Source organism: Amycolatopsis orientalis (genome assembly GCF_000943515.2).
GTDB classification, from domain to species: domain Bacteria; phylum Actinomycetota; class Actinomycetes; order Mycobacteriales; family Pseudonocardiaceae; genus Amycolatopsis; species Amycolatopsis orientalis.
This window is the reverse complement of sequence record NZ_CP016174.1, coordinates 2,774,237-2,797,044: the sequence shown is the minus strand read 5'-3', so window position 1 is coordinate 2,797,044 and position 22,808 is coordinate 2,774,237. Positions and strand designations below refer to the sequence as shown.

Genomic DNA, 22,808 nt, shown 5'->3' with positions numbered 1-22,808 from the left:
ACCGGCCCTGTCGGCAGGGTCGTCGGTCCCGGCAAAGTCGCAGAGCTGCTGGTCAGCGCTGTTCCTAGTGGTTCGGATGGGGCATCGCCGGCGCCTGCGGGGCTCGAGTGTGGAGGATTTGGGACGTTGAACGTCCCAAATCCTCCACACTCGGGGGTGTGCCGGATTCCGGGGCATGTCCCTGATCCTTTGTTGAGCAAGATTCGCAACCGGTGCGAGCCCGGCGTTCATGAAGGAATTGGGACACTCAATGTCCCAATTCCTTCATAGGCGGCCTGCGCCATGACAAGAGGTCCCTGACCTGCACGATGCCGACTTTGCCGGGCCCCTGGCGCCAGGCGAGGGAAGGGGGCCTTCACGGACCGGGCTTGGGCCTGACCGGCATACCGACCGCGAGGCTCAGGGGCGGCGGGCCAGGACGTGCAGCCGGCTGGAGATGTCCCGCAGCGGCGACACCGACGCGGCCGCCAGCTCGAACTCCGCCAGATCCTCTTCCCGCACCCCTCCGGGCACGAAATCCGCCACGACGCCGTCGCCCTGCAGTGAGATCACTTCGAGCCCCACCGCGACCAGCTGCGCCCGCAGCGCCTCGGCGTCGAAGCGCCGCAGCACGGTCTCCCGGCCGCCGCCCAGCACACCGCTCTCGGCCGCGAGCAGCTCACGGGCCTCGCCCAGCCGTCCGGCCAGGGCGCGCTGCAGGATCGCGGCGTGGCGGTTGGCCACCAGCACCGACACCGCCCCGCCGGGTTTGACCGCGGCGGCCAGCGCGGCGAGCACAAGCTCAGGGTCGTCGACGACCTCGAGCAGGCCGTGCGCGAGCACCAGGTCGGCCGAGCCGTCCGCGACGTGGGCGCCGAGCGCGTCGGAGTCGTCGGCGATCACCGTGATGCTGGCGGAGACGCCCTCTTCCTCGGCGCGGCGGCGCAGCGTCGCCAGGGCGTTGGGGTTCGGCTCGACGACGGTCACCAGGCAGCCCGCCGAAGCCAGCGGCACCGCCCAGCCGCCGCTCCCGCCACCGACGTCGACGACGTGCGGCTGTTGTGCGCCTCGCGCCCGGGCGGCCCGGAGTTCTGCTTCGAGAACCCGGCGGACCGCCCCCGATCCCCGCGTGGCCACGGTGTCCGTCTTCATAAGCGCACAGGGTAATGCCCGGCTTCCGGCGGGCATTACCTGTGTAGTCCGATGCGGTGTTCGACACCTTGCCGGGGAGCCGGCTCGCGGAAGGCCCGTAGGCTGTGTCGAGTGCACACGGTCGCTGTTCTCAGCCTGAAGGGTGGCGTCGGTAAAACGACGGTCGCTCTCGGTGTCGCGTCCGCAGCCCTGCGCAGGGGCGCCCGGACCCTCGTGGCCGATCTCGACCCGCAGGGCAACGCCACCACCTCGCTGGACCCGCCCCTTACCGATCGCACGCTGGCCGACGTCCTGGAGACGCCGGTGCGCTCGGTGCTCGAACGCGCGATCGCGCCCAGTGTCTGGAGCGACCGGATCGACGTCCTCGTCGGCGCCGAAGAGCTGGAGATGCTCAACGAGCCCGACGCCGACAGCCGCCGTCTGGAGAACCTCTCCCGCGCGCTCGACGAACTGCACACCAACCCGCTGCGCGAGGAACCCTACGAACTGGTGATCCTCGACTGCCCGCCATCGCTGGGCAGGCTGACCCGCTCCGCGCTGGTGGCCGCCGACAGCGCCCTGATCGTCACCGAGCCGACGATGTACGCCGTCTCCGGTGCCCGCCGCGCGCTCGAAGCGATCGAGAAGATCCGCGAGGAGCAGAACCCGGGGCTGCGGCCGATCGGCGTCGTGGTCAACAAGCTCCGCGTGCGCTCCTACGAGCACCAGTTCCGCGTGGCGGAACTGCGGGAGAACTTCGGCTCGCTGGTGATGCCGACGGCCATCCCGGACAGGCTCGCCGTGCAGCAGGCCCAGGGCGCGTGCAGCCCCATCCACGAATGGCACTCCCCCGGTGCGCAGGAGATCGCGCTCACCTTCAACATGGTGCTGGCCAAGGTGCTCCGCTCGAACCGCGCCGGACGGCATCGCGTCCGGGGCGAGGAGCCGGAGCCCGCCGAAGAGCCCACCAAGTTGAGCGACACCGGCACGGGTTAGCGCCGATGCCCGAAGGCGACACCGTCTTCCTCGCCGGCAAGGTCCTCGACAAGGCACTGGCCGGGAAGACCCTCGTCCGGGGCGAGTTCCGGGTTCCCCGGCTCGCCACGGCGGATCTCGCCGGGCGGGAGGTGCTCGGCGTCGGCACGGTCGGCAAACACCTCCTGACCCGGTTCTCCGGTGACCTCACCCTGCACAGCCATCTGCGGATGGACGGCAAGTGGGCGGTCTATCCGGCGGGGGCGCGCTGGCGCCATCCGGCGCATCACGCGCGCGTCGTCCTGGCGGCCGAAGACGTGCAGGCGGTCGGCTTCCGCGTGCACGATCTGGAACTGGTGCCCACGGACGAAGAAGACCGCCTGGTCGGGCATCTCGGCCCCGATCTGCTCGATCCACAGTGGACGGACGAACTGGCGGAGCGGGCGGCGGGCGCGCTGGCCGCGGACCCGGATCGCGAACTGGGCGACGCCCTGCTGGATCAGCGGATCATGGCCGGGATCGGGAACATGTACAAGGTCGAGATGTGCTTCCTGCTCGGCGTCACGCCGTGGACGCCGGTGTCCGAAGTGGACCCGGCGAAGGCGGTCGCGCTCGGCCGCAAGCTGTTGAAGGCCAACGCCTGGCGCACCTCGCAGACCACCACCGGTGACCTGCGCCGCGGCCGGGAGCACTGGGTCTACGAACGGACCAAGCAGGGCTGTTTCCGCTGCGGCGGGCGGCTCCAGGTGGCTTCCCAGGGCGCCGGTCACCAGGCGCGGCCCACGTGGTTCTGCCCGAAATGCCAGTCCGGGCCCGCTCCCGGCCGCTAGGCTGACCCCTGTGACGTTGTTCAAGCTCCCGCTCTACGGGGCCGACACCGAACGCGGCGACCTCGCTCCCTGAGCCGCCCGGTCCACCCCGCACGTCACCCTTCACCCCAGTTCAGGGAGCTTTCGTCATGCCCGGATTCCTGACGGGCGAGGCGCTGCGCGCGTTCGTGCACGCCCTGCCCAAGGTCGAACTCCACGTCCACCTCGTCGGTTCGGCGAGTCTGCCCACGGTGCTGGAACTGGCCCGGCGCCGTCCGTCCGCGGGGGTGCCGACCGACCCCGCGGCCCTCGCCGAGTTCTTCACCTTCCGCGACTTCCCGCATTTCCTGCGCAACTACCTGGCGGTGACGTCGCTGGTACGCGACGCCCGCGACATCCACACGCTCGTCACCGGGCTGGCGGCCGATCTGGCCGCGCAGAACGCCCGGTACGCCGAGGTCACCGTGACCCCGTACAACCACCTTCTGGACGGCATGACCGGTGACGATCTTCTCACCGGCCTCGCCACCGGACGGGCGGCCGCACGGGCGGACCACGGGGTGGAACTGGCCTGGTGCTTCGACATTCCCGGCGAGAAGGGGGTCGTCGCCGGACGCGAGACGGTCGTGTTCGCGCTCCGCGAACGCCCCGACGGCCTCGTGTCCTTCGGTCTCGGCGGACCCGAGGTCGGCGTCGGCCGCGCGCAGTTCGCCCCGTTCTTCACCACCGCCCGCGAGGCCGGGCTGCACAGCGTCCCGCACGCGGGTGAGACCACCGGGTCCGCCACCGTCTGGTCGGCGGTGCACGATCTGGGCGCCGAGCGGATCGGGCACGGCGTCGGCGCGCACACCGATCCGGCGTTGCTGGAATACCTTGCGGTGCAACGGATCCCGCTGGAGGTGTGCCCCACGTCGAATATCCGGACGGGCCAGTTCCCCTCGGTCGCGGCGCATCCCGTGCGGCGGCTGCTCGACCACGGCGTGGTGGTCACGCTCAACACCGACGATCCGCCGATGTTCGGCGCCACCCTCGACGGCGAGTACGTCGCGGTCGCCGAAACGCTGGGCCTGAACGCGACCGAGATCGCCCTGTTCGCGAAGAACGCCGTGGAAGCGTCTTTTCTGCCTTCGGCGGACAAAGCCGCGCTGGTGACGGAGATCGAAGAAATCTTGTTGCAGGACCCCGAACTCCTCGCATAGCGTGGCGGTACACGAGAGAGGAGGTGGTCCAAAGTTGTATTCCAACAGGACTCGTGAGGTGACTGTCCGCTAGCGGACCGCACGCGTAGGACTTATGAGCAGCGATACAACGCAAGTTGGAGCCACCTTCGGCTCGTCGTCTCTGCTTCGCGTGGTGCCTGATAGCGAATACCAGGCAGTCACCGGGCCCCCGAGGTTCCCGAGCACCGGTCCGGCTCGGGCCCGGCCGCCGATTCCGGCGTCCGGGAGCCACCTCGGGGGTACCCTTATTTCCGGGATATGGCCCTTTTGCGAGCACGAAGGGGACCACCCGTCGCACTGGAGGACCGTCCGCCGCTGTTCCGCTTCCGGAACCCCGCAGACTGGATAGCCTGACGCCCATGTTGAGGCCCGATTTCCCGATCACCACGCCGCGACTGACACTCCGCGCCTTCACCCCGGCGGATCTCGACGAACTCAACTCCTTCCAGTCCCGCGCCGACGTCGCCCGCTACCTCTACTGGGGTCCGCGCAGCCGGGCCGAATCCGCCGCCGCGCTCGCGAAACGGGTGCACAGCGCCACCCTCTCGAAGGAGGGGCAGTTCCTCGCGGTGGCCGCGGAACTGACCGAGACCGGACAGCTCATCGGCGACCTGAACCTCGAATACCTCAGCAGCGAGCACCGCCAGGGCGAGATCGGGTTCGTCTTCCATCCCGACCACCACGGGAAGGGGCTCGCCGCGGAGGCCGCCGTCGAGGTGCTGCGGCTCGGCTTCGAAGAGCTGGGCCTGCACCGGATCATCGGCCGCTGTGACGGGCGCAACACCGCGTCCGCCGCGCTGATGGAACGCCTCGGCATGAAGAAGGAAGCGCATCTGCGGGAGAACGAGATCGTGAAGGGCGAGTGGTGTGACGAACTCGTCTTCGCGATGCTCGAGGACGAGTGGAAGGCGAGCCGTTAGCGGCCACCAGGCATGATGGGGCCGTGCTCTTCGACAAGATCGTCCGCCCCGCTCTCTACCGGGTCTCCGGCAACGACCCCGAGACCGTGCACGAACGCACCATCGGCACGCTCGCCAGGCTGAGCCGGGTCTCCCCCGCGCTCGGCGCGCTCGGCCGCGTCTACCGGACGGACGATCCGGTCACCTTCCTCGGGCTCCGCTTCCCGAACCGCGTCGGCCTCGCCGCCGGGATGGACAAGAACGGCCGCGCGCTGCACGCCTGGCCCGCGCTCGGCTTCGGCTTCGTCGAGGTCGGCACGGTGACCCGGCATCCGCAGCCGGGCAACGACAAGCCGCGGCTGTTCACCCTCGCCGGGACCGACGCGGTGATCAACCGGATGGGCTTCAACAACGAAGGCGCGGAAGCGCTCGCCGCCCGCCTCGCCGCGGGCGGGAAGCCACCGGTGCCGCTCGGGGTCAGCATCGGCAAGTCGAAGGTGACCCCGCTCGACGAGGCCGTCGAGGACTACCGGTTCTCGTTGCGGGCCCTGTATCCCTACGCCGACTACTTCGCGATCAACGTCAGCTCGCCCAACACCCCCGGCTTGCGGGCGTTGCAGGACAAGGCGGCGCTGGCCGAACTGCTCGCCGAACTCCGCACGACCTCCGCCGAACTCGCGGGTGACGCCGCGCCGACGCCGGTGCTGGTGAAGGTCGCACCCGACCTCACCGACGAAGCGCTCGCGGAGCTACTGGAGGTCTGCCTCGAACACGGTGTCTCCGGGCTGATCGCGACCAACACGACGCTGTCCCGCGAGGGGATCGCACCGGCCGAAGCGGCCATCGGCGAGGAGGCGGGCGGACTTTCCGGCCGCCCCCTCACCGCGCGCTCCGCCGAGGTGGTGCGGTTCGTGCACGACGAGACCGGCGGCAAGCTGCCGATCATCGGCGTCGGCGGGATCTTCGACGCCGGCGCCGCCGCGCGCATGCTCGACGCCGGCGCCGGCCTCGTCCAGCTCTACACCGGTTTCGCCCTGCACGGTCCCGGTCTGGTCAAGCGGGTCGCCCGAGGTCTCGCGGCCCGGCCGTACTGACGAACCGCAGGTACGCCCGCCAGCACTGGTACCGCGTCAGCTCGGTCGCCGTCGCCGTGGCCGCCTGATCGCACAGCACGGCCAGCGGTGTCTCCCCGTTCTCCAGCCGGATCCGGCCGAGGACGAACGGTTCGGGCAGCGCGGCGGCGAAGGCGCCGAGCGCGGCGGGCGAGAGCCGCCAGCGTTCACCCGAGAGCATCGTGTGCTCGCCCGAGCCGCTCACCGGCACCACGCCCGGCTGCGGCGGTTCGGTCGACAGCAACAGCATCCGATAGCCCTCGCCGGTCTGGACCGGCCCGGTGAACCGCGCCCCCGCGGCGACCAGCTGCTCGTTCAGCGGCTGCCCGCGCAGATGCGCGCCGAACACCACGAGATCCGCACCCGGTGCGGGATAAGGGAAATCGGCCTGTTCGTCGGTGAGCACGGCGGCGAGGTCGATGGCGACCTGGTCGTCGAACGGCCGCACCACCACCGACACCCCGTACGGGCCGAGATCCGACGGCGACGCCGGCACCGTGACCGCGGCGAGGCCGAGCAGGTTGACGAACGCGGTGAACCGCTCCAGCCGTCCGGCGACCCCAGCCGGATCGGACAGCGCCTCGGCGACCTCCGGATGGTCGGCGACGGTCGGCAGCACCAGGGCGTCGTACTCGGACAGCATCCGGAGCGCGAGCATCCCGGCCTCGGCGACCCGCTGCCGGTCGGCGAGGAAGCCGTCGTCGTGGATCAGCTCACCCACCGACAGCAGGGCGGCCACCTCCACCGTCTCCACGACGGCACCGGACGCGCGCAGCGCCGAAACCGCGCCGAGGAAGGCGGATCGGGACTGGAGCGACAGGCAGGTGAGCGTTTTGGAGCCCGGGATGGCGACCCGGGGCCGGTCTCCCGCGCCGAGCCGGACGTCGGCGGGCCAGTCGTGCGCGAGTGGGTCGACCCCGTCGGGGCCGGTCATCAGCCCCAGCGCGCGCTGCCCCAGCGTCAGGCTGCGCGCGAACAACGCCACGCTGTCCCGTGAAGCGACGACGCCGGTCTTGGGCACCAAACCCGGTGTCGGCCTCATCCCGACGATCCCGTTGAGCGACGCGGGCACCCGGCCCGCTCCCGCGTCGTCCACGCAGACCGCCAGATCGACCAGGCCGAGCGCGACGGCCACGGCCGCGCCACTGCCGGCGCTCCCGGAAACGCGGGCGGTGTTCAGCGCGGCGCTCACGGCGCCGTACGGGCTGTGCGTGTCTTCGAGATCGCTGCCGAACGGGTCGCAGTTGGTCTTGCCGACGACCACCGCTCCGGCGGCGGTCAGCCGGGACACCGAGGTGGCGCCGACACAGCAGACGTCCTCCCCCGCGGTGGGAAGACCGGCGACGTCGATGACGTCGGCGACCGCCACCAGTGTTCCGGCGAGGGGGAGATCGGCGCCCGCGCGCAGGCGTTCATCGACCGCCTTCGCGTCCACGAGGGCGTCTTCCAGAGGACGGAGAGTGATCCAGACGTCCGGCCGGTCGACCTCGGTGATCCGGTCGTAGGCGGCTTTGACGCGCTGGTAGGAGCTGGGAGGCGGGGTCGGGATCGGCTCTGGTTCCGGGGGGAGCGTCGTCACTGGGCGTCCTTTCCTCGGTGGGGACGAGAAAGACCACTGCGCGAGATCCACTGTGTCCGGTCCGCCACCCTGGGACGCCCGCTCACGCGGGCTGGGTTCAGGCCCGAGCTGGGAAAAGCACTGCGTGCATGAGAGAAACGTTAGGCAACGCGGGTTTCCGCCACCAGCGGATTCGGGTTACGCGAGCGTTTCGGTACCGCACAGTGAGCGAGTCGTTACGCAATGGAGTATTAGCGACGACGAATGAGACGATTGTCCAGGAAAGCGCCTGCTCGGGGAAGCCCGCAGAGCTTCGGCACCGGTGAGGCGTGGGCTGGGCTGGTCGGCGTACGTGCCGAACGTCAGGAAAGCTCGCGCATCGCCATCGCGAGACCGGCGAGCTTGTCGGTCGCGTCCGAGAGCGACTCCTTGGACGACGTCATCCCGTCCGAACTCGCGGCGACGGTGTGCCCGGCGGCCGCGACGAGCCCGCCGTAACCGTCGAGGCCGTCGTCGAGCTGCTCGCGCAGTTGCTTGATGGCGGCGTCGAGGGCGCCGCGTTCCCGCTCGGGCGCGGCGTCCCGTCCGCGTTCGATGGCCTGGATCCGGCCCGCCAGCCCGCGCAGGGCCTGTGCGGCCTCCGCGGCGGTGGTCCGGGCATCCGCCACGGCGATCTCCGACACCGGCATGGTGCCGAGCGACGTCGGCTGCGAAAGCTGGCGAAGCAGCTCCGCGAGCGAAGCCTCGCTCTCGACGAGACGTTCCATCGGCTCCCGCGCGACGGACCGTGCCGGCGGCAGTGGCGGCGGAGCCGCGGGCGCGGCGGGCAGCACGGTGCGGTTCAGCGTGCGCAACCGCAACCCCGACCGGACGCCGAAGGTGCCGAAGACGATCGTGAACGCGCCGCCGGCGATGGCCTGGAGGACGTCGGTCTGGCCCGCCTTCAAGAGGCCGGTGCCCGCGACGACGGCGAACAGTCCACAAAGGATGGTGAGGAGGATCCAGAAGGTCAGCGCGCGTGAAGTCCGGCGCTTGCGCCGTTCCAGTTTGGCGGCGGGTTCGTTCCAGCGCGCCCATTTGGCCTTCGCGTCGGCGACGACCGGGATCTGGCCCGCCGCCATCGACGTCAGCTGCTGCGAGATCTTCGGCATGGCGGGCATCGGCGGCATCTGCGGCCGGGGCCGCGACGGCTTCGGCGGTGCCGGGGTGACGGGCCGGGAGCCCTGCTCGGAGGGCGGGATGTAGCGCTGCAGCTTCTCCTGCGCGCGTTGGGCGTAGTCGGGCAGCTTCTCGATGTGCTTCTCAAGCTTGGCGGTGAACTCCCCGAAGTCCTTGCGCCTGCCCTGCCCCATTTGCCCTCGCCCCTGTCTTCGGTGAGACCGGTTCCGTACCCCGCGGGGTACGGAACCGGCTCTAGGTGGTGTGTCAGGCGGGGGTCTTGCCCTGTTCGGCCTGAACCCGTGCCTGGATCTCACGCTGGATGTCCGCACCGCTCGACGCCTTCGGCGCGGCGGCCGCGGTCTTGCCGTCGGTCACCTGCGCGACGGAGTCGCCCTTCATGGAAGCGCGGATCTGCTCCAGCCGCGAGTGCCCCGCGAGCTGCGTCGTGGAAGCCTGGACCTCCATCATCCGGCCCTGGACGGAGTTCTGGGCGAGTTCGGCCGAGCCGAGCGCGGTGGTGTAGCGCTTCTCGATCTTGTCGCGAACGTCTTCCAGTGACGGGGTGTTGCCCGGCGCGGCCAGCTGGCTCATCTGGTTCAGCGAAGCGGAGACCTGCTCCTGCATCTTCGCCTGCTCCAGCTGAGAGAGCAGCTTGGTGCGCTCGGCCAGCTTCTGCTGCAGCATGGTCGCGTTGCGCTCGACGGCCTTCTTCGCCTGCTCCGCAGCCTGAAGCGACTGGTCGTGCAGGGTCTTCAGGTCCTCGATGCTCTGCTCGGCGGTGACGAGCTGCGCGGCGAAGCTCTCCGCCGCGTTTTCGAACTCGGTCGCCTTCTGCTCGTCGCCCTTGGCGCGCGCCTCGTCGGCGAGCACCAGCGCCTGGCGGGTCGAAGCCTGCAGCTTCTCCACGTCGCCGAGCTGGCGGTTCAGCTTCATCTCCAGCTGACGCTGGTTACCGATCACCGAGGCGGCCTGCTGGGTCAGCGCCTGGTGGTTGCGCTGCGCCTCCTCGATGGCCTGCTGGATCTGTACCTTCGGGTCGGCGTGCTCGTCGATCTTCGACGAGAACGCCGCCATCATGTACTTCCAGAACTTCACGAACGGGTTGGCCATCTCCTCCGCCTGCCTTCTCGCATCCCACGGGCTGTTACCTCGAGGTGGGGCGTCCCCTCTGTGATGTTGCAACGTCCCGACCCCGGCGTTGAGTTCCATCGTGTCAGGTCGGCGTCCCGCGTTCCAGGCGACCCCGACGGAATTCAGGGATCCCCCTGACTGTGATGTCCACGACTTTCGGGTTCACCGGGCGGTGACCGTGGGTGAAGAAGGCCGGTGTCAGCGACGCAAAGCGGTCTCCTGTTCCATGCGTGACAACTTCTCGGGGTTGCGCACCGCGTAGAGCCCGGTGATGCGGCCCTCGTCGACGCGCACCGCGACGACGGTGTCGACCTCGCCGCCGAGCCGGAGGATCAGCGCGGGATGGCCGTTGACCTGCGCCGGGCGCAGCGTCGCCGCGTCGGCCTTGACCAGGGCGCTCGCGGCCAGCAGCGAGGCGACCCGTTCGGCACCCACGACAGGGGTCAGCACGGCCTGTGCCACTCCACCCCCGTCGCCGAGGAAGACGACGTCGGGAGCGAGGACGTCGAGCAGTCCCTGCAGGTCGCCCGTCCGGACGGCGCGCTGGAAAGCCTCGAACGCGTCACGGGTCTCGGCCGGGGAAGGGGCGGCGCGCGGCCGTCGCGCGGCGACGTGCGCCCTGGCCCGGTGGGCGATCTGGTGCACCGCGGCCGGGGTCTTGCCGACGGCTTCGGCGATCTCGTCGTAGGCCACGTCGAACACTTCGCGCAGCACGAACACCGCGCGCTCGGTCGGGGTGAGAGTCTCCAGTACCAGCAGCATCGCCATCGAGACGCTGTCGGCCAGTTCGACGTCGTCGGCCACGTCGGGGGTGGTGAGCAGCGGTTCGGGCAGCCATGGACCGACGTAGGACTCCTTGCGGCGGCCGAGCGTGCGCAACCTGCCGAGCGCCTGCCGGGTGACGATGCGGACCAGATACGCCCGCGGGTTCTCCACGCCGCCGAGATCGACGCCCGACCAGCGCAGCCAGGTCTCCTGGAGGACGTCCTCCGCGTCGGCGGCCGAGCCGAGCATCTCGTAGGCCACGGTGAACAGCAGGTTCCGATGGGCGACGAACGCTTCGGTGGCGGTGTCGGACATGGACTGCTCCTGTTCTCGGTGACGGTGTCCCCACCAGACGCCGCGTCTCCCCGGTTTCTGACACGCCAGGGCCGTGGCGCACGTCACCTTCGCGTGCTGTCAGCGCGGCCGGGGCGCCGGCATCTGGTGGTCGTCCGGTTCAGCAGACCACCACCGAAGAGGACGAGATCATGGATTCCCGTTTCGATCTGAATAGCAACGAACTCGGCGCCAAGATCGGCAAGCGCTTCGCCAACGTGAGCCTGGCGATCAAAGGTTCCACCCTGCCGAAGATCACCCAGGAACTGGTGTCGCTGCGGGCCAGCCAGCTCAACGGCTGTGGTTTCTGCGTCGACGCGCACGCCAAGGATCTGGCGGCCGCCGGCGAACCCGCGGTCCGCGTCAACCTGGTCGCCGCGTGGCGCGAGGCAAGCGTGTTCACCGAGGCCGAGCAGGCGGCGCTGGCCCTCGCGGAGGAGGGCAGCAGGCTCGCCGACGCACATCAGGGCGTCTCGGACGAGACCTGGTCACAGGTGCGGAAGCACTACGACGACGACCAGATCGCCGCGCTGATCTACCTGGTCGCCATGATCAACGCCGCCAACCGGCTGCTCGTGATCACGCACACCAAGGGTGGCTCCTACCGGGCGGGGACGTTCGACACCGCGGCGAACTGACAGGAGAGGCCCCAGGCGGACTGCCTGGGGCCTCTTCCGTTCACGACCTTGCTCAGGTCACTACAGCTAGGCGGCGACCATCTTCGGTGCGGCGATCGTCGTCCGCAGGGCGGGGCTCATCCGCGGCGGTGGCGAGATCCGCAGATCGGCCAGGTCGTTGCCGATCAGCTCGGACACCAGGCGGCCGCCTTCGAGACCCGCTTCGGCGCTTTCGCGCTCCGGAGCACGCCGCTTGCCCGCCTCGACCTTCTCGTCCACCGGGGCGACCTCGACGTTGTCCATCGCCGAGACGTCCGCCGCGACCTTGTGCAGGAGTTCGCCCAGCGGAAGGTCCAAGGCCTCGCAAATGGACGCCAGCAGCTCGCTGGACGCCTCCTTCTGCCCGCGCTCGACCTCGGAAAGGTAGCCGAGGCTCACCCTGGCGGCGCGGGAGATGTCCCGCAGGGTTCGACGCTGGTTCGTGCGGGCGTGTCGGAGCCGGTCGCCGATAGCCTCGCGCAACAGCACGGTCATCACGCGCCTCCCTTCCAGGACTGACTGTCCCCTACGTTACCCAGTGCGGTGCCCCGGGCGCAGGTGTTGACACGGCAATACGCCAAGGGCGAACGCGGCGATCATGCGAGATGTTCCCCCAGCAGGGCGAACGCGCCACGCACGGCACCGTCCCTGACCGAGGCTCGATCACCGCTCAAGTCCAGCGTACGGACGGTGAGCACGCCCGGACCGGCGAGGCCGACGTGGACGGTGCCGGGTGCGACGCCGTCCTGCCCTGCCGGGCCCGCGACACCGGTCAGGCCGAGGCCCCAGGTGGCGCCGCAGCGGTCCTTCGCCCCGGTGGCCAACTGCGCCGCGACCTCGGGATGGACGGCGCCGTGGGTGGCGAGGAGGTCTTCGTCGACACCGGCGAGCGACGCCTTGAGATCGGTGGCGTAGACGATCAGCCCGCCCCGGACCACGGCACTCGATCCGGGGATCCCGGTCAGCGTCGCGCAGACCAGCCCGGCGGTGAGCGACTCGGCCGTGGCCACCGTCTCCCCTCGCTCGATCAGGTGAGTGACCAAGGTCTCACCGGTGGTCACGACGCGGTGCCCGCCGCACGCCGTCCGGCGGAGCGCAGCCGGACCGCGCGCACGACGTAGTCGAGTCCGGTCACGACGGTCAGGATCAGCGCGAGGCCCATCAGCGCCCACCGGATCGGTTCGGCGGCGGGCGGCAGGGGCAGCAGATACGCGGTGATGGCCGCGACCTGGGTGAGCGTCTTGGCCTTGCCACCCCGGCTGGCCGGGATGACGCCGTGCCGGATCACCCAGAACCGCAGCAGCGTCACGCCGATCTCGCGGATCGCGATGACGATGGTGACCCACCAGCCCAGTTCGCCGAGCACGCTCAGCCCGACCAGCGCGGCGCCGATCAGCGCCTTGTCCGCGATCGGGTCGGCGATCTTGCCGAAGTCGGTGATCAGCCCGTACTTCCGCGCGACCCAGCCGTCGACCTGGTCGGTGAACGACGCGATCGCGAACAGCGCGGTGGCCGTCGCGCGCCAGAAGGTGTCGGCCCCGTCGCCGGTGAACAGCGCCATCACGAACAACGGCACCAGCACGAGCCGGGACATGGTGAGCAGGTTCGCCAGGTTCAGCGTCGGGACCGGGGTGGCCTCGGGGACCCGGGCGTGCTCACCTCCCGTTCCTTCACCGGCACCGGCGTCGCTCGGGGCGGCATTCACCGGTCTGCCTCGGGCGGCGCGGGCCGCACGATCAAGTCGACGCCCTCGGAGTCGACGACCTCGCAGCGCACGAAGTCACCGACCGCCAGCGAAGGCAGGTCGTCCGTCTCGATCAGGACGCATTCGCCGTCGACCTCGGGGGCCTGGTGCGCGGCGCGGCCGATCGGGTCCTCGCCGTCCTCGGCCTGCTCGATCAGGACGTCGACGAAGTCACCGATGCGGTCCTCGGCCCGCTGCGAGGTCAGTTCCTCGACCAGCGCGGAGATCCGGGAAACCCGCTCGGCCACCACGGTCTCGTCGAGCTTGCCCTCGAAGGTCTCGGCCTCGGTGCCGTCCTCGTCGGAGTAGCCGAAGACGCCCACCGCGTCCAGCCGCGCGCCGGTCAGGAAGCGCTCCAGCTCGGCGACGTCCTCCTCGGTCTCGCCGGGGAACCCGACGATGACGTTGGTGCGGATGCCGGCGTTGGGCGAGTACTCCCGGATCTGGTCGCACAGCGCGAGGAACGAGTCCGTGGAGCCGAAGCGGCGCATGCGGCGCAGCACGGTCTCGCTGGAGTGCTGGAAGGACAGGTCGAAGTAGTCGGCGACACCCGGCGTGGTCGCGATGGCCTTGACCAGGCCGGGACGCGTCTCGGCGGGCTGCAGGTAGGAGACGCGGACACGCTCGATCCCGGGCACCGCGGCCAGGCGCGGGAGCAGCAGCTCCAGCGCGCGGGCGCCGTCACGGCCGAAGTCCTTGCCGTAGGAGGTGGAGTTCTCCGAAACGAGGAAGAGCTCCTTGACGCCGTTCTCCGCGAGCCACATCGCCTCGGCGACGATCTCGTCCGGCTGACGGGACACGAAGGAACCCCGGAACGACGGGATCGCGCAGAACGAGCAGCGGCGATCGCAGCCGGAGGCGATCTTCAGCGCGGCCACCGGGGAGGTGTCGAGCCGGGTCCGCAGCACGCGCGGGCCCCAGCCGTGCTGCGCGTGCCCGGGCACCTCGACCGTTTCGGCGGCCGTCGGCCGCTGGACCGGGCTGATCGGCAGCAGCTTGCGGCGGTCGGAGGGGGTGTGGGACTCGATCTTGCGGCCCGCCACGATGTCGTCGAGACGGTCGGAGAGGTCGGCGTAGTGGTCGAAGCCCAGGACGGCGTCGGCCTCGGGCAGGTTCTCGGCCAGCTCGTTGCCGTACCGCTCCGCCATGCAGCCGACGGCGACGACCTTCTTGCCGGTGTCGGACGCGGCGAGCAGGGTGTCGACCGAATCCTTCTTGGCGGACTCGACGAAGCCGCAGGTGTTGACGACCACGACGTCGGAGTCCTCGGGCTCGGCGGCGAGCTCCCAGCCGCCCGCCGCCAGCCGTCCGGCGAGTTCCTCGGAATCGACCTCGTTGCGGGCGCAACCGAGGGTCAGCAAGGACACGCGGCGGGTGGCGACAGGATCAGTGGTGGGAGAAGGCACGTGCCTTAGGGTAGCTGGCCTGCTCTCGGGGTCGGCGATCGCTCGCTCGGGCGAGCCTTCGACCATCGCCCGCGCCCGGGATGGCTTAATGGTGGACGTGCCCTCAGACCCCCTACTCCACCGCCGCCCCACCGTTCGCCGCGCGCGTATCGCGGACGTCCGCAAGATCAAGGCGCTGGTCGACTCCGACGCCGGGACGGTGCTGCTGGAGAAGGAACTCGTCACCCTCTACGAGAGCGTCCAGGAGTTCTGGGTGGTCGAGGACGGTGACGACGTACTCGGCTGCGGCGCGCTCCACGTGCTGTGGGAGGACATCGCCGAGCTGCGCACCATCGCGGTCGACAAGGACTCCCGCGGCCGCGGCATCGGGCACGCGCTGGTGGGGCAGCTGATCGACTTCGCCCGCGAGATCGGGCTGAAACGGCTGTTCGTGCTGACCTTCGAGACCCATTTCTTCGCCGGGCACGGCTTCGTCGAGATCGACGGCACCCCGGTGACCCAGGAGGTCTACGAGGAGATGCGGCGCTCGGCCGACCCGGGCGTCGCGGAATTCCTCGACCTGCCGTACGTGAAACCCAACACCTTGGGCAACAGCCGGATGCTGCTGGAGCTGTAGCCGAAGGGGACTTTCGCCGCATGGGACGCGGTGAAGGGCGCTTTCCCCGCGTCGCCTGCGGCGATGGGCCCCTTCAGCCCTTCTTGGCGTGGCGGGCGACCCGGACCCGGTTGCCGCACAGCGACGGCGTGCACCAGACCCGGCGGCTGTTGGCCGCCACGAACAGCATCGAGCAGTCGTGCGCACCGCAGCGCCGCAGCCGCGCCGCGCGGGGCCCGGCCACGAGGTCGATCGCCGCGACCGCGACGGCGGCGAGGGCGATCTCGCCCTCGTCCTCGCCGTGCCAGCGCGTCTCCGCGCCCTCGGCGGTCAGCCGCGGGCTGGTCGGGACGGCGGCCGCGGCCGCGTTGACCCGCTCCACCGCCCATGCCTCGGGCTCCCGTCCGCCCACGACGGCTTCCAGCAGCTCACGCACCGCCGAACGCAGCCGCCTCGTCTGCTCGGGCGATGGCGGCCGGGCGCCTTCTGGCAACAGCGAAGCCTGCGCCGACCAGAACCTGGAGTGCCCGTCGTCGAGCAGGTCGATCGACGGCGAGACGGCCAGCATGACCGTGTCGGCGAGGTTCACCGCGAGATCGTCACCGGGGAGCGAGTCGAGATCGAGCATGACTTGACACTAGCAGGTACTAATGGTTAAAAACAGTTCTAACCATTAGGGAGCGTTCATGACGACCATCCGGCACCGTTCCGTCAGACTCGGCGACGTCGACGTCTTCTATCGCGAAGCCGGCGACCCCGAGGCTCCCGTCCTGCTCCTGCTGCACGGCTTCCCGACGTCTTCGCAGCAGTTCGTGCGGCTGATGCGCCGTCTCGCCGGCCGGTGGCGGCTCATCGCGCCGGACCTGCCCGGGTTCGGGCAGACCGTCACACCCGAGGGCTTCACGTTCACCTTCGACAGGCTCGCGGACGTGGTCGGCGAGTTCGTGGACGCGCTGGAACTGCGCCGCTACGCGCTCTACGTCTTCGATTTCGGCGCTCCGACAGGGCTGCGGCTGGCCGTCTCGCGGCCGTCCGAGGTCACGGCGCTGATCACGCAGAACGGCAACGCCTACGTCGAAGGGCTCGGGCCCGCGATGCCGGACTTCGCCTCCATGACGGACGAAATCGAGGCGCGGCGCGGGTTCACGGAGATCCTCGCACCGGAGCAGATCAAGGGCCAGTACACCGAAGGCGCCCGCGACCCGGAGACCATCGACCCCACGAACTACCTGCTGGACCAGTACTTCCTCGGCCTTCCCGGCCGCACGGAAGCGATGCTGGACCTGCTCTGGGACTACCGGAACAACCCGCCCGTCTATCCGAAGTTCCAGGCGTGGCTGCGGGAAACGCGGCCGCCGGTGCTCGCCGTCTGGGGCCGCAACGACCCGTTCTTCATCCCTGCGGGGGCCGAGGCGTTCCGGAATGATGTTCCCTCGGCGGAGGTTCACTTCTTCGACACCGGACACTTCGCGCTGGAGGAGGACGTCGAACCGATCAGCGAGCTGATCGACCGCTTCCTGGCGGCGCATCACTGAAAGGCGGGACATGGACACCTCGGTCACCGACCATCTGCTCAGCACGACCCGGGCGGTGCGCCGCAAACTCGACCTGGACCGGCCGGTGGAACCCGAGGTGCTCGACGAGTGCCTTCGGCTCGCGCTCCAGGCGCCCACGCCGGGCAACCAGCAGGCGTGGCGGTGGCTGGTCGTGCGGGATCAGGAGGTGAAGGACCGGCTGTCCGAACTGTTCCGGCGGGTCGGGAAGGCATACCTGGAGGCGAACGCCGCTGCGCTGGGCGAGGCGATCACCGAGCCCTCCGTGGCGCGCGCGTTCGCTTCGGGACAGCACCTGATCGACGTGATCGACCGGGTGCCCGTCTTCGTCATCCCGTGCCTGACCGGCAGGCCGAGCGGCGACAACGCGACCGACGCCGCGTTCTACGGCGGGATCTTCCCGGCGGTGTGGAACTTCCAGCTGGCGCTGCGGTCACGCGGCCTCGGCTCGACGCTCACGACCTACCACCTGACCCACGAGGCGGAGGCGGCCGAAATCCTCGGCATCCCCTCCGACGTCACACAGGTCGGGCTGCTGCCGGTCGCCTACACGACGGTGCCGGACTTCAAACCCGCGGCGCGTGTGCCGCTGTCCGAAGTCGCGTACCTCGATGGCTGGGGAAACGCACTCTCGTAAGCCCTGGACACCCGCGGGCACTAGCGGTGGGTCCGTGAAGGCCTCCTTGAGGGACTCTGAGTCCCTCAAGGAGGCCTTCACGGACCCACCAACCCTCGTCGGCGAACCAGCGCCGCCCGAACGTCTGGTACCCGCTGGAGCCGACCCACCTGACCAGGGAAAACACGCCACAACAGCACCACGCCATCGACCTTAATCTGCTGGCATTGACCCTGAAGGTAGGGAAGGAGGCGTTCACGGACTACGCGATCGCTATCCGCAGCCTCAGAAACACCACCTGCCCCAGCAGCCGCGGTGGCCGCGCGTGAAGGACCCCTTCCCTCGAGGCAGCCGAGGAAACTCGACCTTCACCTTGCCGAGTACCTGGTGGGGCGCGTCTCGTTAGTGGTAATGACGTTTAGAACCGTCACTACCACTCACGAGCACTCTAGGCCTTGGACACCCGCAGGGTGACCTGGTCGCCCCCCGAACTCACGGCGACCAGGTCCACCCGGCAGGCGGCGAACTCCACGGACTGCCTGCCACCACGTCCGGTGGAGGCCAGTTCCGCACTCGTCCGCTCGCCGCGTCCCGGTTCGGCCAGGGTCAGCGCGACCACGGCCTCGCCTTCCCAGACACAGACCATGCCCTGGGCGCAGCGGGAATCGGACACCAGCTCGGTGAACCGGATACTGACGTCCTTCGACGCGACCTCGGTGGTTTCACCGGCCTTGAGGGTGATGGTGTCCCCCAGCTCCACGGTGCTTTTGGCGGGCTGGGGCTGCTCGCGTGCCGGCGCGGGCTGGACCAGCGTGGGCAGGGTCGCCGGTGGTTGTTCGCGCGCGGCGGAGCTACCGGCTCCGCAGGCGAGACCGGCCAGGGCGCAGAGGACGACGAGCAGCTTCTTGGGGTCCACGCGTACTGGACGTAGCGGAGCCTCCGGTCCGTTGCATCGCTTCCTCAGTCCATCTTTTCGACCAAGGCCCAGACCCCGGTGGAGGGGTTACGGCCGTGCTCGGAGCCCAGCTCGACGTTGTGCTTCTTCGCGCGCCGGACCGCGGACTCGACCCCGCTCTCGTAGTCCGCGAACCGCAACGCCGACTTGCTGAACGTCGGCACGTGTTTGACCAGGCGTTTCGCGACGTCCCCGTAGCAGGTCAGCGGCGCCGAGCAGGCCTCGAAATGCAACAGCAGCCAGAACTCGAAGCACGGATTCGAGATCGCCAGGTCGATACCGAGCCTTCGTGCGGTCGCCGTGGCCTTGTCGAGGTCGAATTCGTCGACATCGACGACGCACCACACCTCGTCGTGCGTTCCCTCGGCGCGGTCGCGCATCCCCGCCGCGTACTTGACCACCGCGTCCGGGTCTCCGCGCTTCGCCTTGATCTTGATCGTGACGGCCGGATTCCGGCGAGCCCGTTTGAGACCTTCGAAATACGCGGGCTCAGTGGCCTCCGCCCCGCAAACGACGAGGACCGACTTTCTCTGCTCACGAAAAGCCGGTCTTCTGCGGCCGCTGTTCTCCCGGCGGGTCATCTGCGCAGCGCCGCTTCGGCGAAGTCGCCCAGCACCGGAACAGCCCCATAGCCACCGGCGAGATAGCGGCGCTCGGTGTTCTGGTCCTTCCGCGGTTTGAAGTCCGTCAGCGGGTACAGCTCGCTAACGCCGTCCGCGTTCTTGCCGACGAACCAGATCTGGTCGCGGTCCAGCACGTTGTCACCGAGCATGGTGCCCAAAAGGCTCGTGTCGTGCGTGGTGAAGATGAGCTGGGCGCCGCGTCGATTGATGTCCTGCTCACGGAACAAGCCGATCAGCTCGGCCACGAGTTTGGGATGGAGACTGGTGTCGATCTCGTCCACGACGAAGGTCCACCCGTTGTCCAGCACGGCCAACACGGTCGGCAAGAGCCCGAGCCAATTGTTCGTCCCGGCAGATTCGTCGAACAGGCTGAAGAGTTCGGCGCCCTCACCGTGCTGTAGCCGCACCGAGCGATAGTTGCTGCCTTCCTCCTGCCGGAGGACCATGCCGGTGATCCCGGTGTCCGCGGCCCGCAGCAAAGCGATCAGTCGCTCGTGGTTCTCCGCGTCCATGTCGACGAACTCGGTGACCCGGCGCTGCACTTCGAGCGGCTCCCACTGCTGATTCCTGAGCCAGACCCGCAGTTCCTGGGTGAACCAGCGATAGACCGGGTCCAGCGGGCCCAGCTGCAGCCGATCGCAAACGCTGAGCAACAGGGCGTTCGGCTGGATCAATTCCTCCAGCACGGCGAATTTGCCCTTGAGTTCCGTCGTCGTACTCCCGAACCGCACGCCGCCCGCCTGCCGTTCGAAAACGACCCGCCGCCGCTTCTCCGGATAGGTGTAGAGCCATTCCTCCAGCACCCGGCCGTCCGCCCCCGCACTCTCGATCCGGAATCCGTAGGTGTAGCGGACGTCGTCGAGCAGCAGCTCCACGACATAGGTCGACGGGCGTCGGCCATCCTCGGAGCCGAGCCGGAAGTGACTCTTGTGGAAATGGCTCCAGTAGCCCTCCACCAGGGATTTCATGCTGTAGAGCCCGTCGAGCAGGTTCGACTTGCCGGAGGCGTTCGCCCCGTAGATCGCGGCCACCGGCACCGCCGGGCGCTCGTCGCCCGGCATGGCGGGCATGAGGAGCAGTTCCTGCTCGTCACGGAACGAGCGGTGGTTGCCCAACCGGAAGCTGCGAAGCATCCCGACCACCTTCCTGACGAAGTTTCGGGCCGTTCTGTACCAGTAAACCGCACAGAACGGCCCGGAGCATCATCCAGGGCCTGGTCAGTCGTCCGAGACGTCGCCGCCGTTCGCGTCCCCGCCACCGCGGATCATGAACAGCACCGACTCCAGCTCCTCCGGCTTGATCAGCACATCCCGCGCCTTCGAGCCCTCCGAAGGCCCGACGACGCCGCGGCTCTCCAGCAGGTCCATCAGGCGCCCGGCCTTGGCGAAGCCGACCCGCAGCTTCCGCTGCAGCATCGACGTCGAGCCGAACTGCGAGGTGACGATCAGCTCGGCGGCCTGCAGCAGGACGTCGAGGTCGTCGCCGATGTCGGAGTCGATCTCCTTCTTCTCGCCCGCCTTCGCCGCGGTGACGCCGTCGGTGTAGTCCGGCTGCGCCTGCTCCTTGGCGAAGTTCACCACCGCGGAGATCTCTTCGTCGCCGACGAAGGCGCCCTGGATACGGACCGGTTTCCCGGCGCCCATCGGCAGGTACAGGGCGTCACCCATACCGATGAGCTTCTCCGCGCCCGGCTGGTCGAGGATGACCCGCGAGTCGGTGAGCGACGAGGTCGCGAACGCCAGCCGCGAGGGCACGTTGGTCTTGATCAGACCGGTCACGACGTCGACCGACGGGCGCTGGGTCGCCAGCACCAGGTGGATCCCGGCGGCACGCGCCTTCTGGGTGATCCGGACGATCGCGTCCTCGACGTCGCGCGGCGCGGTCATCATCAGGTCGGCGAGCTCGTCGACGATCGCCATGATGTACGGGTACGGCTGGTAGACGCGCTCGCTGCCCGGCGGCGCGGTGATCTCCCCCGAGCGCACCTTCTTGTTGTAGTCGTCGATGTGCCGGACCTTGTTGACCTGCATGTCCTGATACCGCTGCTCCATCTCCTCCACCAGCCAGGCCAGCGCCGCGGCGGCCTTCTTCGGCTGGGTGATGATGGGCGTGATCAGGTGCGGGATGCCCTCGTACGGGGTCAGTTCGACCATCTTCGGGTCGATCAGGATCATCCGGCACTCGTCCGGCGTCGCCCGCGCGAGCAGGGACACCAGCATCGAGTTCACGAAGCTCGACTTACCGGAACCGGTGGACCCCGCCACCAGCAGGTGCGGCATCTTCGTCAGGTTCGCGGTGACGAAATGGCCTTCGATGTCCTTGCCGAGGCCGATGACCATCGGGTGGTTGTCCTTGACCGTCGACGGCGCGCGCAGCACGTCGCCCAGGCGCACCATCTCGCGGTCGGAGTTGGGCACCTCGATGCCGACCGCGGACTTGCCCGGGATCGGGGCGAGCAGCCGGACGTTGTCGGTCGCCACCGCGTAGGCGATGTTCTTGGTCAGCGCGGTGATCTTCTCGACCTTCACGCCCGGGCCGAGTTCGACCTCGTACCGGGTGACCGTCGGGCCCCGGGTGAACCCGGTGACCTGCGCGTCGACGTTGAACTGCTCCAGGACGCCGGTGATCGCCTCGATCATGGCGTCGTTGGCCTTGCTGCGGGACTTCGGCGCGTCGCCGAGCTTCAGCAGGTCCGGCGGCGGGAGCTTGTAGTCGCCTTCGACGGTCCTGGTGACCGCCAGCGGCTGTTCGGCCTTCTTGGGCTTCTTCTCCGGGACTTCGACCGGTTTGACGGCGGGCTTCGGCGGCCGCAGCGGCGTCGGCGGTTCGGCCAGCGCGGCTTCGATGTCGAGCTGCTCCCCCGAGTGGTCACCGGCGCCCTGGCGGCGCCGCGACGGCTTCCGCAGGCGCACGGACTTCGGGTCGGCTTCGGTGACGGCGTCGCGTTCTTCGTGGATGGCCCGGCGTTCGGCTTCGGCCTCTTCGATCTCCTCGGGGTCGAGACCCCAGGTGCGCAGCCGGTGCGGGATCTCGCGGACCGGGGTCCCGGTGAACACGAGCGTGCCGAACAGCAGCGCCAGCACCAGCAGCGGCACGGCGACCCAGGTGGTGACGCCCATGGTCAGCAGGCCGCCGGAGAACGCGCCGATCACCCCGCCGGCGTACATCCGCCCGTCGTTGGTCTCGGGCAGCGCGGTGAAGATGTGCAGCAGGCCGAGGACCGACAGGATGACCAGGAGGGTGCCGATGACCATCCGCGGCCGGGCCTCCGGCACCGGTTCGGAGCGCATCAGCGCGACGGCGACCACGATCAGGACCAGGGGCAGCGTCACCGCGCCCGCGCCGAGCACCGACCTGGTGGCGACCTCCACCCAGCCACCGATCGGGCCCGCTGCCCGCCACCAGACGCCGAAGGCGATCACCAGCGCCAGCGCGATCAGGCCGAGCGCGAGACCGTCGCGGCGGTGTTCGGGTTCGAGTTCACGGCCGCGGCCGACCGTCCTGGCCAGGGTGCCGAGGCCCTTGGCGAGCAGGTTCCAGGTGCCGCGCACGCCCTTCGCGAAGGTTCCGGAAGACTTCTTCCTGGG

The 22,808-nt window shown here is 69.5% G+C and carries 23 protein-coding genes; 9 read left to right on the top strand and 14 right to left on the bottom strand.

Going from position 1 to position 22,808, the window contains the following annotated elements:
• Positions 1 to 399: 399 nt before the first annotated feature.
• Positions 400 to 1,131 carry a methyltransferase domain-containing protein gene (locus tag SD37_RS12395; protein ID WP_037304301.1) on the bottom strand — a complete coding sequence of 244 codons (732 nt, stop codon included), beginning with the start codon at positions 1,129 to 1,131 and terminating at the stop codon, positions 400 to 402.
• Between the two features lie 111 nt (positions 1,132 to 1,242).
• Between SD37_RS12395 and SD37_RS12390 the strand changes: the two genes are divergently transcribed.
• From SD37_RS12390 to SD37_RS12370, 5 genes are all read left to right on the top strand, one after another.
• Complete coding sequence (locus SD37_RS12390; RefSeq protein WP_044854168.1) at positions 1,243 to 2,106, top strand: ParA family protein; 864 nt, start codon at positions 1,243 to 1,245, stop codon at positions 2,104 to 2,106.
• A 5-nt stretch (positions 2,107 to 2,111) separates the two neighbouring features.
• Positions 2,112 to 2,915: a DNA-formamidopyrimidine glycosylase family protein gene (locus tag SD37_RS12385; protein ID WP_044854167.1), complete on the top strand. Its 804-nt coding sequence runs from the start codon at positions 2,112 to 2,114 to the stop codon at positions 2,913 to 2,915.
• Positions 2,916 to 3,043: 128 nt separating this feature from the next.
• Positions 3,044 to 4,093, top strand: a complete 1,050-nt coding sequence (add, locus tag SD37_RS12380) for an adenosine deaminase (RefSeq protein WP_044854166.1) — start codon at positions 3,044 to 3,046, stop codon at positions 4,091 to 4,093.
• A 380-nt stretch (positions 4,094 to 4,473) separates the two neighbouring features.
• Positions 4,474 to 5,034, top strand: a complete 561-nt coding sequence (locus SD37_RS12375) for a GNAT family N-acetyltransferase (RefSeq protein ID WP_044854165.1) — start codon at positions 4,474 to 4,476, stop codon at positions 5,032 to 5,034.
• A gap of 23 nt (positions 5,035 to 5,057) precedes the next feature.
• Positions 5,058 to 6,107 carry a quinone-dependent dihydroorotate dehydrogenase gene (locus SD37_RS12370; RefSeq protein ID WP_044854164.1) on the top strand — a complete coding sequence of 350 codons (1,050 nt, stop codon included), beginning with the start codon at positions 5,058 to 5,060 and terminating at the stop codon, positions 6,105 to 6,107.
• Here the strand turns inward: SD37_RS12370 and SD37_RS12365 are convergent.
• From SD37_RS12365 to SD37_RS12350, 4 genes are all read right to left on the bottom strand, one after another.
• Positions 6,067 to 7,704 carry an amidase family protein gene (locus tag SD37_RS12365; protein WP_044854163.1) on the bottom strand — a complete coding sequence of 546 codons (1,638 nt, stop codon included), beginning with the start codon at positions 7,702 to 7,704 and terminating at the stop codon, positions 6,067 to 6,069. The genes SD37_RS12370 and SD37_RS12365 overlap by 41 nt on opposite strands.
• A 341-nt stretch (positions 7,705 to 8,045) precedes the next feature.
• Positions 8,046 to 9,035 carry a phage shock envelope stress response protein PspM gene (gene pspM / locus SD37_RS12360; RefSeq protein WP_044854162.1) on the bottom strand — a complete coding sequence of 330 codons (990 nt, stop codon included), beginning with the start codon at positions 9,033 to 9,035 and terminating at the stop codon, positions 8,046 to 8,048.
• Positions 9,036 to 9,108: 73 nt separating this feature from the next.
• Positions 9,109 to 9,954: a PspA/IM30 family protein gene (locus SD37_RS12355; RefSeq protein ID WP_065912813.1), complete on the bottom strand. Its 846-nt coding sequence runs from the start codon at positions 9,952 to 9,954 to the stop codon at positions 9,109 to 9,111.
• A 219-nt stretch (positions 9,955 to 10,173) separates the two neighbouring features.
• Positions 10,174 to 11,055, bottom strand: a complete 882-nt coding sequence (locus tag SD37_RS12350) for an RNA polymerase sigma-70 factor (RefSeq protein WP_044854160.1) — start codon at positions 11,053 to 11,055, stop codon at positions 10,174 to 10,176.
• Positions 11,056 to 11,225: 170 nt separating this feature from the next.
• Between SD37_RS12350 and SD37_RS12345 the strand changes: the two genes are divergently transcribed.
• Positions 11,226 to 11,711, top strand: a complete 486-nt coding sequence (locus SD37_RS12345; RefSeq protein ID WP_044854159.1) for a carboxymuconolactone decarboxylase family protein — start codon at positions 11,226 to 11,228, stop codon at positions 11,709 to 11,711.
• 66 nt (positions 11,712 to 11,777) lie between these two features.
• Here SD37_RS12345 and SD37_RS12340 read toward each other — a convergent pair whose 3' ends face one another.
• The 4 genes from SD37_RS12340 to rimO form a co-directional block, all read right to left on the bottom strand.
• Positions 11,778 to 12,224: a helix-turn-helix domain-containing protein gene (locus SD37_RS12340; protein WP_037304313.1), complete on the bottom strand. Its 447-nt coding sequence runs from the start codon at positions 12,222 to 12,224 to the stop codon at positions 11,778 to 11,780.
• Positions 12,225 to 12,325: 101 nt separating this feature from the next.
• Positions 12,326 to 12,790: a CinA family protein gene (locus SD37_RS12335; RefSeq protein WP_044854158.1), complete on the bottom strand. Its 465-nt coding sequence runs from the start codon at positions 12,788 to 12,790 to the stop codon at positions 12,326 to 12,328.
• Positions 12,787 to 13,434 carry a CDP-diacylglycerol--glycerol-3-phosphate 3-phosphatidyltransferase gene (gene pgsA / locus SD37_RS12330; RefSeq protein ID WP_044854157.1) on the bottom strand — a complete coding sequence of 216 codons (648 nt, stop codon included), beginning with the start codon at positions 13,432 to 13,434 and terminating at the stop codon, positions 12,787 to 12,789. The genes SD37_RS12335 and pgsA overlap by 4 nt, the downstream gene beginning before the upstream one ends.
• Positions 13,431 to 14,879, bottom strand: a complete 1,449-nt coding sequence (gene rimO / locus SD37_RS12325; protein WP_044854156.1) for a 30S ribosomal protein S12 methylthiotransferase RimO — start codon at positions 14,877 to 14,879, stop codon at positions 13,431 to 13,433. The genes pgsA and rimO overlap by 4 nt, the downstream gene beginning before the upstream one ends.
• A gap of 88 nt (positions 14,880 to 14,967) precedes the next feature.
• Here rimO and SD37_RS12320 point away from each other — a divergent pair, with 88 nt between their 5' ends.
• A complete protein-coding gene (locus tag SD37_RS12320; RefSeq protein WP_034312131.1) occupies positions 14,968 to 15,495 on the top strand; it encodes an amino-acid N-acetyltransferase in 528 nt (175 codons plus the stop codon).
• Between the two features lie 73 nt (positions 15,496 to 15,568).
• Here SD37_RS12320 and SD37_RS12315 read toward each other — a convergent pair whose 3' ends face one another.
• Positions 15,569 to 16,102, bottom strand: a complete 534-nt coding sequence (locus SD37_RS12315; RefSeq protein ID WP_044854155.1) for a CGNR zinc finger domain-containing protein — start codon at positions 16,100 to 16,102, stop codon at positions 15,569 to 15,571.
• A 58-nt stretch (positions 16,103 to 16,160) separates the two neighbouring features.
• Between SD37_RS12315 and SD37_RS12310 the strand changes: the two genes are divergently transcribed.
• Together SD37_RS12310 and SD37_RS12305 are read left to right on the top strand one after the other, a co-directional pair.
• Positions 16,161 to 17,009 carry an alpha/beta fold hydrolase gene (locus SD37_RS12310; protein ID WP_044854154.1) on the top strand — a complete coding sequence of 283 codons (849 nt, stop codon included), beginning with the start codon at positions 16,161 to 16,163 and terminating at the stop codon, positions 17,007 to 17,009.
• Positions 17,010 to 17,019: 10 nt separating this feature from the next.
• On the top strand, positions 17,020 to 17,664 hold the full coding sequence (locus SD37_RS12305; protein WP_044854153.1) for a nitroreductase family protein: 645 nt from the start codon (positions 17,020 to 17,022) through the stop codon (positions 17,662 to 17,664).
• Between the two features lie 427 nt (positions 17,665 to 18,091).
• Here the strand turns inward: SD37_RS12305 and SD37_RS12300 are convergent, their stop codons facing one another.
• The 4 genes from SD37_RS12300 to SD37_RS12285 all read right to left on the bottom strand — a co-directional run bounded on the left by SD37_RS12300 (position 18,092) and on the right by SD37_RS12285 (position 22,772).
• Positions 18,092 to 18,559: a hypothetical protein gene (locus SD37_RS12300; RefSeq protein ID WP_044854152.1), complete on the bottom strand. Its 468-nt coding sequence runs from the start codon at positions 18,557 to 18,559 to the stop codon at positions 18,092 to 18,094.
• A 44-nt stretch (positions 18,560 to 18,603) separates the two neighbouring features.
• A complete protein-coding gene (locus SD37_RS12295; protein WP_044854151.1) occupies positions 18,604 to 19,179 on the bottom strand; it encodes an RloB family protein in 576 nt (191 codons plus the stop codon).
• Positions 19,176 to 20,354, bottom strand: a complete 1,179-nt coding sequence (locus tag SD37_RS12290) for an AAA family ATPase (protein ID WP_044854150.1) — start codon at positions 20,352 to 20,354, stop codon at positions 19,176 to 19,178. The genes SD37_RS12295 and SD37_RS12290 overlap by 4 nt, the downstream gene beginning before the upstream one ends.
• 84 nt (positions 20,355 to 20,438) lie before the next feature.
• Positions 20,439 to 22,772: an FtsK/SpoIIIE family DNA translocase gene (locus SD37_RS12285; protein WP_044854149.1), complete on the bottom strand. Its 2,334-nt coding sequence runs from the start codon at positions 22,770 to 22,772 to the stop codon at positions 20,439 to 20,441.
• Positions 22,773 to 22,808: the final 36 nt, after the last annotated feature.

What these genes read in the sequence shown, in the direction of transcription:
- pspM (WP_044854162.1), bottom strand. Translation starts at nt 9,035, where the DNA reads ATGGGGCAGGGCAGGCGCAAGGACTTCGGGGAGTTCACCGCCAAGCTT.
- SD37_RS12290 (WP_044854150.1), bottom strand. Translation starts at nt 20,354, where the DNA reads ATGCTTCGCAGCTTCCGGTTGGGCAACCACCGCTCGTTCCGTGACGAG.
- SD37_RS12310 (WP_044854154.1), top strand. Translation starts at nt 16,161, where the DNA reads ATGACGACCATCCGGCACCGTTCCGTCAGACTCGGCGACGTCGACGTC.
- SD37_RS12340 (WP_037304313.1), bottom strand. Translation starts at nt 12,224, where the DNA reads ATGACCGTGCTGTTGCGCGAGGCTATCGGCGACCGGCTCCGACACGCC.
- SD37_RS12385 (WP_044854167.1), top strand. Translation starts at nt 2,112, where the DNA reads ATGCCCGAAGGCGACACCGTCTTCCTCGCCGGCAAGGTCCTCGACAAG.
- SD37_RS12320 (WP_034312131.1), top strand. Translation starts at nt 14,968, where the DNA reads ATGGTGGACGTGCCCTCAGACCCCCTACTCCACCGCCGCCCCACCGTT.
- SD37_RS12345 (WP_044854159.1), top strand. Translation starts at nt 11,226, where the DNA reads ATGGATTCCCGTTTCGATCTGAATAGCAACGAACTCGGCGCCAAGATC.
- SD37_RS12305 (WP_044854153.1), top strand. Translation starts at nt 17,020, where the DNA reads ATGGACACCTCGGTCACCGACCATCTGCTCAGCACGACCCGGGCGGTG.
- SD37_RS12295 (WP_044854151.1), bottom strand. Translation starts at nt 19,179, where the DNA reads ATGACCCGCCGGGAGAACAGCGGCCGCAGAAGACCGGCTTTTCGTGAG.
- SD37_RS12355 (WP_065912813.1), bottom strand. Translation starts at nt 9,954, where the DNA reads ATGGCCAACCCGTTCGTGAAGTTCTGGAAGTACATGATGGCGGCGTTC.
- SD37_RS12375 (WP_044854165.1), top strand. Translation starts at nt 4,474, where the DNA reads ATGTTGAGGCCCGATTTCCCGATCACCACGCCGCGACTGACACTCCGC.
- add (WP_044854166.1), top strand. Translation starts at nt 3,044, where the DNA reads ATGCCCGGATTCCTGACGGGCGAGGCGCTGCGCGCGTTCGTGCACGCC.
- SD37_RS12315 (WP_044854155.1), bottom strand. Translation starts at nt 16,102, where the DNA reads ATGCTCGATCTCGACTCGCTCCCCGGTGACGATCTCGCGGTGAACCTC.
- SD37_RS12350 (WP_044854160.1), bottom strand. Translation starts at nt 11,055, where the DNA reads ATGTCCGACACCGCCACCGAAGCGTTCGTCGCCCATCGGAACCTGCTG.
- SD37_RS12395 (WP_037304301.1), bottom strand. Translation starts at nt 1,131, where the DNA reads ATGAAGACGGACACCGTGGCCACGCGGGGATCGGGGGCGGTCCGCCGG.